At 46.6% G+C, this 13,698-nt stretch carries 9 protein-coding genes; 6 read left to right on the plus strand and 3 right to left on the minus strand.

The features are described 5' to 3' along the window. Window positions 1–7: 7 nt before the first annotated feature. On the plus strand, window positions 8–898 hold the full coding sequence (locus CLV42_RS12240) for a DUF5777 family beta-barrel protein (RefSeq protein ID WP_106602203.1): 891 nt from the start codon (window positions 8–10) through the stop codon (window positions 896–898). A gap of 177 nt (window positions 899–1,075) precedes the next feature. Here the strand turns inward: CLV42_RS12240 and CLV42_RS12245 are convergent, their stop codons facing one another. Then, window positions 1,076–1,510, minus strand: coding sequence for a DUF2147 domain-containing protein (locus tag CLV42_RS12245; RefSeq protein ID WP_170117480.1), 435 nt, complete (start codon window positions 1,508–1,510; stop codon window positions 1,076–1,078). 282 nt (window positions 1,511–1,792) lie between these two features. Here CLV42_RS12245 and CLV42_RS12250 point away from each other — a divergent pair, with 282 nt between their 5' ends. From CLV42_RS12250 to CLV42_RS12265, 4 genes are all read left to right on the plus strand, one after another. Then, the gene (locus tag CLV42_RS12250; RefSeq protein WP_170117481.1) at window positions 1,793–6,265 is read left to right on the plus strand and encodes a T9SS type B sorting domain-containing protein; all 4,473 of its coding nucleotides are present in this window, start codon (window positions 1,793–1,795) and stop codon (window positions 6,263–6,265) included. A gap of 4 nt (window positions 6,266–6,269) precedes the next feature. Continuing rightward, a complete protein-coding gene (locus tag CLV42_RS12255; protein WP_106602206.1) occupies window positions 6,270–7,262 on the plus strand; it encodes a PorP/SprF family type IX secretion system membrane protein in 993 nt (330 codons plus the stop codon). 74 nt (window positions 7,263–7,336) lie between these two features. Beyond that, window positions 7,337–8,254 (plus strand): NAD(P)/FAD-dependent oxidoreductase, encoded by a 918-nt coding sequence (locus tag CLV42_RS12260; RefSeq protein ID WP_170117482.1) that lies wholly within the window; start codon window positions 7,337–7,339, stop codon window positions 8,252–8,254. Between the two features lie 35 nt (window positions 8,255–8,289). After that, window positions 8,290–8,739 (plus strand): MarR family winged helix-turn-helix transcriptional regulator, encoded by a 450-nt coding sequence (locus tag CLV42_RS12265; RefSeq protein ID WP_106602208.1) that lies wholly within the window; start codon window positions 8,290–8,292, stop codon window positions 8,737–8,739. 318 nt (window positions 8,740–9,057) lie between these two features. On the opposite strand, the gene CLV42_RS12270 is transcribed toward CLV42_RS12265, so the two are convergent. After that, window positions 9,058–11,424 carry a phosphoketolase family protein gene (locus CLV42_RS12270; RefSeq protein WP_106602209.1) on the minus strand — a complete coding sequence of 789 codons (2,367 nt, stop codon included), beginning with the start codon at window positions 11,422–11,424 and terminating at the stop codon, window positions 9,058–9,060. Then, window positions 11,405–12,619, minus strand: coding sequence for an acetate/propionate family kinase (locus CLV42_RS12275; protein WP_106602210.1), 1,215 nt, complete (start codon window positions 12,617–12,619; stop codon window positions 11,405–11,407). Before CLV42_RS12275 ends, CLV42_RS12270 begins: the two co-directional genes overlap by 20 nt. Before the next feature lie 58 nt (window positions 12,620–12,677). On the opposite strand from CLV42_RS12275, the gene CLV42_RS12280 reads away from it, so the two are divergent. Then, window positions 12,678–13,292, plus strand: a complete 615-nt coding sequence (locus CLV42_RS12280; protein ID WP_106602211.1) for a hypothetical protein — start codon at window positions 12,678–12,680, stop codon at window positions 13,290–13,292. Window positions 13,293–13,698 lie beyond the last annotated feature (406 nt).

Raw genomic sequence — 13,698 nt, forward strand, 5'->3', positions numbered from 1 at the left:
TTTGAATATGCAAAAGATAGCCTGTTATATCATATTGTGTTTATTACTTGGAAATGTAGCTGCCATCGCGCAGGATACAAGTCTGCTGAATATGTTGAACAATTCGGAGAATGCTGCCGATAGGGCGCATATCGTAACCGGTACGTTCAAAGCCACACAGCTGGTCAATATGCCTACTGTAGAATCGCCTGGTAAACAAAACCTGCAGTTCCTCATTATGCACCGTTTTGGTAAGCTGAATCAGGGCGCTTATGAGCTATTCGGACTGGACAACGCTTCTATCCGCTTTGGACTGGATTATGGCATAACTGACAGGTTATCCGTAGGCGTAGGCAGAAGTTCTGTTGACAAAGCATTTGATGGTAACATCAAGTACAAGCTATTACGTCAGACGGAAGGTGCAGGCGCCATTCCTGTTTCCATCAGTTTGTATGAACTTGTAACACACTATACACAGCGTTATACGGATAAATCTTTTCTGAATACGCGTTACCGTACCAGTTATACTTCCCAGCTACTCATAGCCAGGAAGTTTTCACGAAACCTTTCTCTGCAGGTGGCGCCATCATGGACACATTACAACCTGGTAGCTACGCCTCAGGACAAGAATGACCTCTTTGCCATCAGCGCAGGCGGCAGAATGAAGTTCACCAAGAGAATGAGTTTTACAGCCGAATACAGCTATCTGTTAGATAACCAGGTAGTGTCAACTAAAGTATATAATTCACTTTCCATGGGCGTGGACATTGAGACCGGCGGACACGTATTTCAGCTGGTATTCACCAACTCCAATGGAATGATCGGACCTTATTATCTGTCTAAAACAAATGGTAGCTGGGGTAAAGGAGATATCTTCTTCGGATTCAATATCTCAAGGAATTTCAACTTCAGAAAGTAACAGAAAGGAATTGATCACTGCTTCACGGCAGCTAAAAGCATAGCGTGTTCTAAGAGAATACCATTCAGGGACAGATAGAATAACAAACCTATGCCAACGGGTTTGGCCGGCAGGTTGAGGAAAGCGGTTGTTCATCAGACACCGCCTTCCCTGGCCTGCCCGGCTTTTTTCAGGGGTTTATGCCTTTGTCCACACGGTAGTACGGCCAAATAATGTAATGCCTACATAACCCTTGATCTGTAATATATTTCCTTTGAACTTCATTACACAGCTATATGTCTTTCCACTTTTCGGATCATAGATCCTTCCACCTTCCCATTCTCCATCGTCGTAAGTGAAATTGGTCAGCAGCACCAGGTCCTGTAGTTTACGACTTCTCAATTTCGGATCAGGGTTCTTGATATCCGTTCTGGAGCTGCCATCTGGTTCATACATGTTCTTCCCCCAAATCAGCTTCCCAAAATATTTGCTGCCGTTTTTATAGATCTCGATCTTACCATCTTTTTCTTCGTTCAACCATGTACCAAGTATCTTGTCTCCCGCATTAGTTTGTGCGAAAATGCTGCCGGTGGCAACCAGTAATATCAGCAGGAGAAGAGTGAGCTTTTTCATCATTAAATGTTTAAAAAAGTGTTTTAGGGAAACCGGTCAAACCGGCTAATATATAACTGCAATATTCAGGCCGTTCCCTGCAACGGGATGGCGGGCTTTTATAATTACCTGTTTTTACAGAAAGTAATATAACTCAATGGTTTCGTGTAGGCTATTCCGGTTATAACTATATTAATTTCCGATCATATTATATTTATATTGTAAATATCTCTATATTAGGAACAGGATTGTGCTTTTTAGTGGATGACCACACGTTGGCATCCATCTAGTTCCCAATTACTTATGAATCGAATTGCCATTGCATTATTGAAAACTTTGTCGCCGGTATTTTTTTTTGTATCAACAGCAATAGCACAAAAAGGATATATCTACGTACATGTCAGCGCATTAAATGAAGAATCGTCTCCTGATTTTCAGTTCACTATGAATGGAGGCCCTACGGTCATTCCTGACTTTTACCTGAATGATCAGCCGTTTATGTCCGACCGTACCTATGATATAGGTGCCAGTCATGGCATTACTGCTAACGGGCTGGGAGACGGAGAGTTATGGGCTTCATTGGAAACTTCCGGAGATATTTATCACAGGACAGCTGGCAGCAGCCAGTGGACGGCCACCGGATTGACGGGTACCTCGCTGGATGGCGCAGGGCCCGGACAGTTTGTTAGCGTAGATCCTAACGGCAACGCATACTTCTTTGATGGTAGTAATCAGCAACTTATATACACGCCAACTGCACATGGTGGTCTGAAAGCAACAGATATTACGTATGGTGCCGGACGTATTGCAGTCGTGACGGACGATGGCAGTATCTGGAAAAATGACGCAGTAGCAGCGCCTTATACGGATGCCTGGACAGTACTGGCGTCTGCAGGTACTGGTGCCAGCCGGTTGGACATATTACCTTCGTCCGGACAGCTTGTTTATTACAGCACCAGCGGTACTGTATTTACATTACCATTTACAGGAGGAGCAGCCACTAATATTGGCAGTCCTGGTGCGACAGATGTTGCGTTTGACGATGATGGAACCATCTATGCCAATGGTTATAAATGGGGCGGGGGCTTTACCTGGATACCCGATGCAACAGTTAATACCTTCTTCAGCCATATTACTGCTGGTCCTGCGGGCCAGGCATGGTGTACATCTGTAGCAACTTATACTGCGGGAACAATTTATGCGCGCACATCTCAGGGTATCTGGATAGATGATGAAAGGCCGCGTCTTCCTGATAAAGGAAATGGAATTATACTGCCTGTGGATGCAGGTAGTTATACGTTGTCCGCAATAACCCCTGCAGGCTGGAACCTTGAAAGCATCACACTATATGATCCTGCAAATAATTCAACTGCATCCATCAGCACTGCACAGGCTAACATCAATGTAACAGCAGGAGAAGTGGTGCATGTTGTGGTACGTGAAGCATTGCTGGCGCCAATAGCCATATCGCAGGCCTGTGGTGTGATATCGACAGAAGATTTTGGTACGGCAGCAACAGCCCCTGTTGTTACTACATCTTATCACTATCAGAATAACAACAATATTGGTGATGGTTACTATGCCATCGCTACAGCAGACAATACCGGAACACTGACGGACCATACTACCAGCACGGGTAATATGATGCTGGTGAATGGTACTGCGCAGAAAGAAGTTTTTTATCGAAAAAGGCTGACCAACCTGCTTCCCGGACAACCTTACAAGCTGAGTTTCTGGGTGGCGAATACCAATCCCGCGGCGCCTGTTAAGCCGGATGTCCTTGCTGGACTGGCGGGTACAGATGGTGTTGTGATCTCTTCTTTCAGCACAGGAGCTGTGACCAGCAGCAGCTGGACAGCATATACATTTACATTTAATGCGCCTGGCAATACTGCTGATATCTTCCTGCAGAATAATGCCAGTGGCAGCAACGGGAACGATCTCGCCCTGGACGATATCTCCATCATTCCTATGGCAGGGGTACTGCCTTCCAGCACGCTAACACCTGCAACACCGGGTATATGTGCAGGCACGGCCTGTATCATCGCGAATTCTACCGCCGGAGGTGTATGGTCCACCAATAATGCCACGGCAGCTACTGTAGATGCTACAGGGAAAATAACAGCGGTAAGCGAAGGATATGCAGATATCACCTATGCTGTGACAGATGCTACAGGATGCCAGGCTACCGCTATTACTACCATGACAATATATGGGCGGCCAACTGTTACTGCAACAGCAGGCAGCACCAGCATTTGCGCAGGAGACTCCCTGAGCTTGTCTGCAACAGCGGGTAATACACTGCCCCCTTATACTTATCAATGGTCATCCTTACCTGCTACCGGTGGAACTTTTACCGATGACAAGGCGCAGAACACTACCGCAGTTCCTGCTTCTGCCGGAAGCAGTTATACATATGTTGTTGCTGCGGTTGACGGGCGCGGATGCACATCTTCAGCTGCTACCGCCCTTGTGACTGTTAATGCATTGCCTGTTGCTACTATCAGCTATCCGGCAGATAATTGTGCCGCAGGTATCGCTACTGTAACCCAGACCGGTACAACAGGTGGTACATACAGTGGTACTGCCGGATTGATCATTGATGCGGCTACCGGTATCATTGACCTGCAGAAAAGTACAACAGGTATACATACTATCACATATACATTCACTGACGGACAGTGTACGAATACAGCTACTGCGACTATCAATATTCATGGTCTGCCCTTAATTGCCGCTATTACCGGTGGTCCTGTAGTATGCGAAGGACAAAAGATAACCCTGAACAACACTACTGCAACCGGTACATGGAGCAGTGACAATACAGGCATTGCTACAATAGATGCTGCTGGTACAGTAACTGGTATAACAGCAGGAACAGCGGTGGTGAGTTATACCGTAACAGATAATTATGGCTGTACCAACGCTACAGATATCAGCATCATAGTAAACGCGTTACCAAGGGCAACGATTGCCTACGGACGTGCGGTATACTGTTATACAGGTACTGCTGATATCATTCAGACCGGCACTACCGGTGGTACATTCAGCGCCGGCGCCGGACTGGCCATTGATGCACGGACAGGACAATTGGATCTCGCTGCCAGTGTACCCGGTGTGTATACAGTAAACTATGCGTTCACAAATGGTTCATGCGCGAATACGACAACAACAACAGTGACAGTAGAAGGAAAGCCCGTTGTAGCGCCTATCACGGGAGTCAATATGATATGTGTTGATAGTCGGGGCACTACCCTGAGCAACGCCACCAGCGGTGGTGTATGGAGCAGCAGCGATGCCAGTGTATTGGTGATAGATGCAGTCGGGCATGCCACCGGAATAGCACCCGGTACAGCTGTTGTCAGCTATGAGATCACTTCTCCCAATGGCTGCACTAATAAAACAGATTTCACAATGGTGATGCCGCCATTGCCGACATTCACTGCATCAAGCACTCCCGCTTCCTGTAGTTATGGTAGTGATGGAAGTATCATTGTACAATCGTCAGGCAATAATTATACATACGCTTTGAACGGTGGCGACTGGAAAACAGAGAATACCTTTTCCAATCTAAAAGCAGGTGATTACAGCGTACAGGTGACGGATGAGAAGAGTTGTATATCAGCGCCGGAAATCGTTACCGTATCAGCCCCTGCTGCTATAGGGCTGATCGTAACACCAAAAGATATCACCTGCCACGGTGAAAATTCAGGCTCTCTTGCACTGAATGCCGTAGGTGGTACACCGCCTTACCGTATAGCATGGAGCACCGGTGCCAGCAGCATTAAGATCGCTAATCTGCCGGCCGGCAACTATAGTGTAACAGTGACAGATAAGAACGGATGTACATCATCTGTCAATGTATCACTGACAGAGTTATTTCCTGTATTCCTTGTCGACGCTCCTGTAAAAAAAGATGGCGGTTTACTGACCATTACAGGAAAGGCAATGCCACGTGCTGATATCCTGGTGACTTATCCTGATGGCAGTATTACTACAACACATACAGATAGTAAGGGTAATTTCAGTACACTTTCTCCGGATGTAGTGGGTACAGGAACAATTACCATTGCGGTAACCGATCCTTACACAAAAGGCACCTGCTCAAAAAGCATTCACTACAGCAACAGTACTGTTGCTGACCTGTCTATCATTAAGAGCATTGCCATTGCAGATGCACCGACAATAGGAGATGAAGTGACCTTCACCATTACGGTGAACAACAAGGGCCTGGATCATGCTACACGGGTTATTGTGACAGATGACATTTCCAATATGCTGGAAGATGTCGTGAACATTACTACTACTGGTGGTAATACTACATTCAATACCCGTACACGACAGGTGGTATGGACGATTGATGCGGTCTATGTAAATAAACCTTTGCAGTTATCATTCACTACACGTATTACAAGAGGTGGATGGCTGGAGAATACCGCCGTTGTATCCGGTCAGGAAACAGATCCTGATCCGGATAATAATACTGCAAGCACCAAGCCGGTGGAGGTTTCTCCTGATCTCTATATTCCTAATGTGGTAACAGCCAATGGCGACGGTAAGAACGATTATTTCATTGTGAGAGGAATAGAACAGTATCCGGGTTCTGTACTTGAAATATATAACCGTTGGGGCAATCAGGTATATTACTCCGGTAACTATAGTAACAACTGGGGTGGCGCAGGATTATCCGCAGGGATCTATTATTATGTGTTGAAGATCAATATGTCCCGTGCTGTAAAAGTATATAAGGGATACATAGAGCTGATCCAAAAATAATGTTATGAAAAGTGGTTGCTTACTGTTCATCTTTCTGCTACTGACCTGCATGGCACAGGCACAGCAGGATGTGCAGTTCAGTCAGTATGTTTTTAATGGTCTGAGTGTAAATCCTGCTTATGCAGGATATAGGGAAGAGTTATACCTGCACAGTACCTACCGCCAGCAATGGGCCGGTTTCCAGGGTGCACCACAAACAGGTACTGTTGCATTGGATGGTGTTACTGATGTATACACTAAAAGGGTGGGACTAGGCGCACAGGCAACATGGGATCGTCTCGGTCCGCAGGAGTCTATTTCCCTGTATGGCTCTTATGCTTACCGTATACCTATGCCGAATGACAGCCGTTTGTGTATCGGTCTGGGTGTGGGCGTAACACAATATGCAGTAGATGGTAGTTCGCGTAAATATGTAGATGCAGACGATCCGGCATTGACACTGGGTAAACAAAGTACACTTGTACCGGATGCGCGTTTCGGTATTTATTACAATACTTACAGGACCTTTATAGGCTTTTCCATTATGGACCTGTTCTCTGCCTATACCGGTGGTAAGATGTATTTTGGTAACGGCACACTGTATTCAACTTTACGTAAGTCCCGGCATATCTATCTCAGTGGTGGTACTGTGGTATATCTTTCAGATGATATAAAACTGAAGCCTTCACTGATGATCAAAGAAGACCTGAAGGGACCTACCAATATCGACCTTAACGTGTTTGTATTATTGCAGGAGCGGCTGTGGCTGGGCGCTTCCTATCGTGCAGGTGTGAACCTGTGGGGAAAACCTGCGTTGACCTCATCGGTAGATCCAGGTACGGCTGTCAGCCTGATGACAGAAGTATTCATATCAGATAATATGCGGCTGGGTTATTCCTATGATCTTTCTACAAATGGGATATCCAGCTACCAGAGAGGTTCTCATGAGTTATCCATCGGTATTTTATTTCCACACAATAATAAAGTGGACAATACAAGATGTCCAAGGTATTTCTGATAACCCTTGATTTGTCCTATAAAATCCGCAGTTAATCCTATTGCAGCAAAATGCTTCCTGCGTACTTTTATTGCATGAAGAATATACAGCAATTAGACGTCGCCATTGTAGGCGGAGCATCAGCGGGGCTTGCCGCCGCATTAATACTTGGTCGCTCTATACGTAAAACAGTAGTATTCGACACAGGTGAACCACGTAACAAACCGGCAGCACGTGCACATAATGTATTTACACGGGACGGTGTATCACCGTTAGAGATCCTTCACATTGGAAGGGAACAGCTGAAAGCATATCCATCTGTTACGATCGCGCAGGACAAAGTGATCTCGGCTGCGAAAGAAGAGGGTGGTTTCCGGCTGGAAACTGCATCAGGAGAGAGCTATATCGCCCGTAAGGTGATTCTGGCTACAGGCGTAAAGGATATTCTGCCGGAGATAAAAGGTATTCATGCTTTATGGGGAGATAAGGTGGTCCATTGCCCTTATTGTCATGGGTGGGAAATGAAGGATACGCCTATGGCACTGATCGGTAATGATGATATGGCTTATCATCTGATTACCACGATCTATAATCTGAACAAAGACCTGACTGTATTTACCAACGGGCAATGCGCATTTTCTGCCGAACAGCAGGCAAAGTTACAGCAACGCGGTATTGGACTGATAGAAACACCCGTAACGGCAGTGGAAGATGCTGCAGATGGTATCAGGTTGATACTGGCAGATGGAATGGTACATCATAAGCATGGCGCTTATGTCAGGGCTGTTCGCATGGAGTATCATACAGCGTTGGCTGTTCAGCTGGGATGTGAACTGGAGGAAGCGGGCTCTGTTAAAGTAGATGAGTTTCAGCAGACAACTATACCGGGTGTTTTTGCTGCCGGCGATGTGGCCCATCCCATGTTTCACCAGGTGATGGCTGCGGCCGCAGGTGGCCTCAAGGCAGGCGGTATGTGCAATGGGCAGATGGTGGCGGAAGATTTTGAGAAATAGTTGTAGGTTTAACTATTTAATGATTACTTTAGCATGTGAAATCACCTGAAGATATTGTTCATATAAAGGCATTGGGAGAGGCTGTATCGGTTGTAAGAGACGCCATGCGGCATTTTGTACAACGTAGATTGCGGGAACAGAATATTGACCTCACCTTTGAAATGCTGCAGGTGATCAGCACATTGATGGAGCGTGGAGAGATCAATCAGCAGGAAATAGCGAACCTGTTGAACAAGGATAAGACGAGTATTACTTACCTGCTCGACAATCTTTCTAAAAGAGGACTGGTGCTGCGGGTAGAAGATCCCAACGACAGAAGGAATAAAATTATACACATGACGGAAGCAGGCCGGGAAGTAACCGACCTGCTCATCCCTATCATTCACGAATTACATGCACAAGTCAGCAAAGGGCTGTCTGCAGACTATATCAGGAACGTAACCAAATCATTACTAGTTATTAAAAGCAATCTCGAAGAAGAGTAGCTTTTTTTTGACCTAATAGTTGAATGTTTAACTAATAATGATCTCAAGATTTTGTTACATACAGTGTAACAGTTGTAGGTTTTAAGTAGTGCACCGGAGTATTCCTATTCCGGTGTTTTCATTTATAAAAGGTCATAATATCTGTGAGAATGAAATGGTTTTGATAAAAAACCGCGATTTGTCCAATAAAATCCAGCTTTCGTACAGTGACGATACAAAAATGCTCGCTTACTTTTGTAACAGAAAAATATTTGATTACAGATAATGTAACAGTTGTAGGTTTAAGCAGCACACCGGAATAGTCCTATTCCGGTGTTTTTATTTTAGATCTTCCCACTTCCAGTTTTTGATATCGGGCATGTCTTCCAGGCATTCCCGGATGTAGATACTATGCATACGTAGTTTATTTTCAAAAAGACTGATCACAGCATCACCTTTTTCCAGCGTCTTTTCTGTTCTTTCTATGGCTGCGATGGCCAGATGAAAGCGGCTTATTTTGTTGAGCACCACCATATCGAATGGTGTGGTGGTAGTACCTTCTTCGATAAATCCTCTTACATGGAAGCGGGCCGGATCGGGCCGTCCGTGTACCAGGTCGTGCACGATCCTCACATAGCCGTGAAAGGCAAATATTACCGGCGCATCATCTGTGAACAACTCCGTGAAAAGTGCAGTTTCCAGTCCGTGCGAATGATAGTCTTTCGGGGAAAGCGACATCAGGTCCACCACATTTACCACTCTCACCTTTAAGTCGGGAATATGCTTCCGAAGTAACCATGCGGCTGCAATTGTTTCTAATGTAGGTACATCACCTGCACATGCAAGCACGACATCCGGTTTCTCATGATTGTCATTGCTGGCCCAATCCCAGACGGATGCTCCCTGTGCACAGTGCGCTGTAGCCTGGGCAATGTTCAGCCATTGTAAAGCCGGTTGCTTGCCTGCCACAACAAGGTTGACATAATTTTTACTCTTCAGGCAATGATCCATCACCGATAAGAGGCAGTTGGCATCCGGGGGCAGGTAAATGCGGATGACGGAACTCTTTTTATTCACGACGGTATCAATGAACCCAGGTCCCTGATGACTGTACCCATTATGGTCCTGTCGCCAGCTATGAGAGGTGATCAGGTAGTTGAGTGAGGGGAGATCATTCCTCCAGGGGATTTCCAGGCACATTTTCAGCCATTTCGCATGCTGGTTGAACATCGAGTCCACAATGGTAACAAAAGCCTCATAACAGGGAAATATGCCGTGTCTGCCCGTGAGTAGATATCCTTCCAGCCATCCCTGGCAAAGGTGCTCACTTAGTACTTCCAGGACCCTGCCATCAGGAGAGAGATGGTCATCGTCGTCCAGCAGCGGTTCCATAAAACAGCGGTCCGTAGCTTCGAATACAGCATTCAGCCGGTTGGAGGTGGTTTCATCAGGACAGAACAGGCGGAAGTTGCTACTCTCAGCATTCAGTTTAAAGACGTCTCTCAGCATCTTTCCCAGTTCCCTTGTACATTCTGCAATAGTAACACCCGGCTTTGTCACTTCTACCGCATATAGGCTAAAGTCGGGCATGTCCAGTGGTTGCACCGTCTTTCCTCCATTGGCATAGGGATTTGCCCCCATGCGTTTATCGCCTGTAGGCGCCAGCTGTGCCAGTGAAGGCAGCAGGCGGCCCTCGGGGGTGAAGTGTGTTTCCGGTTTATAACTGCGCAACCATTGTTCCAGCAAGGCCAGCTGGTCCTGGTCTTCCTTTACATCCATCAGTGGCACCTGGTGGGAGCGGAAGGTGCCCTCTATACGTTTCCCTTTCCACATGACAGGGCCTGTCCATCCTTTGGGGGAACGTAATATGATCATTGGCCAGTGAAGGGATTCCGTGTGTTTCTTACTGCTTCTGGCATTGTCCTGTATCTCCCTGATCTGCTGATAAGCAGTATCCAGCGCAGCAGCCATTTCCTGGTGAACCTCCTCCGTCTCTTTTGCTTTTACAAACAGGGGCATATAACCATATCCTGCAAAAAGTGTAGCCAGTCTGGTGTCTGACATACGTCCCATTACAGTAGGCCCGGATATCTTGTAACCGTTCAGATGCAGTATAGGCAGTACCGCGCCGTCGCGTACCGGATTGAGAAAACTATTGAGTTTCCAGCTTCCCGCCAATGGTCCTGTTTCCGCTTCTCCGTCGCCCACCACACACGCGGTTATAAGATCGGGATTATCCATTACAGCCCCGGCAGCATGTGCGAGGGAATAGCCTAACTCCCCGCCTTCGTGTATGGAGCCGGGTGTATGCGGGCTCACATGACTGGGAATACCGCCGGGAGAGGAGAACTGCCGGAAAAATTGTTTCAGGCCTTTCTCGTCTTGTGTGATATCAGGATAGGTTTCTGTATAAGTGCCTTCCATGTAAACATTGGCCATTACGGCCGGAGCGCCATGTCCGGGCCCGCATACAAACAGGATGCTGGCATTTGTATCCCTGATCAGCCGGTTAAGATGTACATAGATGAAGTTGAGACCGGGAGAAGTACCCCAATGCCCTAGCAGACGGGGTTTAATGTGTTCGGGTAACAAGGGCTCTTTCAGTAATGGGTTAGCTTGCAGGTAGATCTGGGCGGCGGCGAGATAGTTGGATGCCTCCCAATAGGCATGCATATCATGGATCTGTTCAGGTGTGAGTATTGCCATATTGTATGGTTTTATGTGACTGCAGGCATGCTTGTGTATGCTGCGCAATAATGAGTTCTTCATTGGTCGCCATCACGCGAACCGTGACCCGGTTGCCGGAAGGAGAGATGATATCGTTCTTGTCATTATTCAGGAAAGGATCTACCACGATGCCCAGGTATTCAAGATCCTCACAGATCCTCTCTCTGATGACCGGTGCATGTATCCCGATACCACCGGTGAATACCAGTGTATCGATACCGCCGGCAGCTGCTGTTAATGCGCCGATATATTTCTTTGCCTGGTAGCAGAATAGCTGAATGGCTTCAGCAGCCCGGTAATCTTTGGCCTCCTGTTCAAGTAAGGTTTTGATGTCTGATGAATTACCGGAAACGCCTTTTAATCCGGATTGTTTGTTGAGCAGTTCGTTCAAAGCTCTTTCACTGATGAAATGTTTTTCTTTCAGCAGATAAAGGATCACGCCGGGATCAAGATCGCCGGAGCGGGTACTCATGACCAGTCCGCCAGCGGGCGTCAGTCCCATTGTTGTATCCAGGCTTCTGCCATCTTTTATCACAGCCATACTGGCTCCATTACCAAGATGGGCAATAACGATCCTTCCGTTGGCTTCCTGGGGCGCTACTTGCATCAGTTGTTGATAAATGTACTCATATGATAATCCATGAAAGCCGTACCTGATCACACCATCATTCCACAGGTGCCTGGGAATGGCAAAATGCCGGGCGCTGAAAGGCATGTCTTTGTGGAAGGCTGTATCAAAGCAGGCTACCTGCGGCGTACCGGGATAAGCGTTTTCAAATGCATGTATCGCCTTTATTTCTGCAGGTAAATGACCCGGGGCCAATGGGATCAGTGTTTCAAATGTTTGCAGCAGCTGGGTGGTTATCAATTCAGGCAGATAGTGTTCCCTGCCCCCCTGTACAATTCTGTGGCCGATGGCATGAATAGCATATGGGCTGTAACTTTCTTTCAGCAGTTCCACCAGGAAGGTGATAGCCGCATCCAGGTCAGTAACGGACTGTGTGACACGCTCTTCATGACCGGCTCTGTCCATCAGGCGGATACTGCTTTCGCCGCCAATGTCCTGGATGTTTCCCTGGCTGATCAAGCGCAAAGAAGACAGCTCGAAAAGTGCAAACTTGAGACTGGAAGAGCCACAATTGATCGTTAAAATAACGGGTGATGGATTGTCCATATCAGCTGTGTTTGTTCTGGCATAAAATTTTGACAGTATATTACCTTAAATCAATTGTATGCCAGATCATATTTCAGCGCCGTTCATTCCTGTACAGTACACAGGAGAGGAGACGGAAACGTTCGCAGAAAGGCAGGCCGGCAACGAACAGGCCGCTATTGCAATTTTTGAGCGTGCAGTCAGCAGGCTGCAGCATGTTAACGAGTGGGGAAATTTATGTGGAGCTTTATCTTCAGAATTTCAGCTGGTGGATAAACTGGGAGAAGAAGTAGAGGGCCCTGCCAATGCCGGACTACACATCCGCATTGATATACCCGGTCCGGGCAACAGTGTAGGTAAGGGCTATGACTGGGTATTGATAGAGCAGATGGAAGACGTGCGGCTGAACGACCGGCAACAGGTATTTTTCATCCGGGCAAGGCCCACAGGCCATCCGCTGCAGAAACATGCCGGCACAGCCCATTTCCTGAAAGATGAAGCGACCAGTTCATTTGTGATCACCAGGGACGGGGAAGAGGTGACAGCTACCGTATATGGAAGGAATGAAGTACCAAATACTGAGGCTGAGGAAACGAAAGATAAGATCCGCAATGCCGTAATAGGTGTCGGCGGAGCCATCGGTATTTCAAAATTACAATGGAAGGCGCTGGTGAAATCACTGCTGGAAGATTAATATGCCATAGGATGAAGTCCTCAAAATAGATGTTCAATAACCTCAAAACAGGCATTTAAGGCTGATATAATACTTTTATTTATTTCAGAAACTATTATTTACTAAGGGTATACACAATAAGATATTTATATACTCCTTGTGAAGTCGCTATCCTAGTGCATTCAGGGAGATAACCCATATATAACCCATATATAAGCCATATACAACCCATATATAATCCATATCTAAGAGGTATGGGTTATATATGGGTTATATATGGGTAGACGATGGTTTATTTATGAATAACAGGAAAGAACGGAGCGAAATGAGACGCTTTCAGCAGCCTGTACGGAACAGATGATGGTGGGACTTGAAGTATCTGCAATAGAAAAGCCGCCTCAAATCGATGAGGCGGCTTCCTTGTATC

Source organism: Chitinophaga ginsengisoli, from assembly GCF_003014595.1.
GTDB lineage: Bacteria > Bacteroidota > Bacteroidia > Chitinophagales > Chitinophagaceae > Chitinophaga > Chitinophaga ginsengisoli.

Coding starts and splice junctions, on each gene's coding strand:
- CLV42_RS12240 (WP_106602203.1), top strand. CDS start 8: ATGCAAAAGATAGCCTGTTATATCATATTGTGTTTATTACTTGGAAAT.
- CLV42_RS12245 (WP_170117480.1), bottom strand. CDS start 1,510: ATGAAAAAGCTCACTCTTCTCCTGCTGATATTACTGGTTGCCACCGGC.
- CLV42_RS12250 (WP_170117481.1), top strand. CDS start 1,793: ATGAATCGAATTGCCATTGCATTATTGAAAACTTTGTCGCCGGTATTT.
- CLV42_RS12255 (WP_106602206.1), top strand. CDS start 6,270: ATGAAAAGTGGTTGCTTACTGTTCATCTTTCTGCTACTGACCTGCATG.
- CLV42_RS12260 (WP_170117482.1), top strand. CDS start 7,337: ATGAAGAATATACAGCAATTAGACGTCGCCATTGTAGGCGGAGCATCA.
- CLV42_RS12270 (WP_106602209.1), bottom strand. CDS start 11,424: ATGGCAATACTCACACCTGAACAGATCCATGATATGCATGCCTATTGG.
- CLV42_RS12275 (WP_106602210.1), bottom strand. CDS start 12,619: ATGGACAATCCATCACCCGTTATTTTAACGATCAATTGTGGCTCTTCC.
- CLV42_RS12280 (WP_106602211.1), top strand. CDS start 12,678: ATGCCAGATCATATTTCAGCGCCGTTCATTCCTGTACAGTACACAGGA.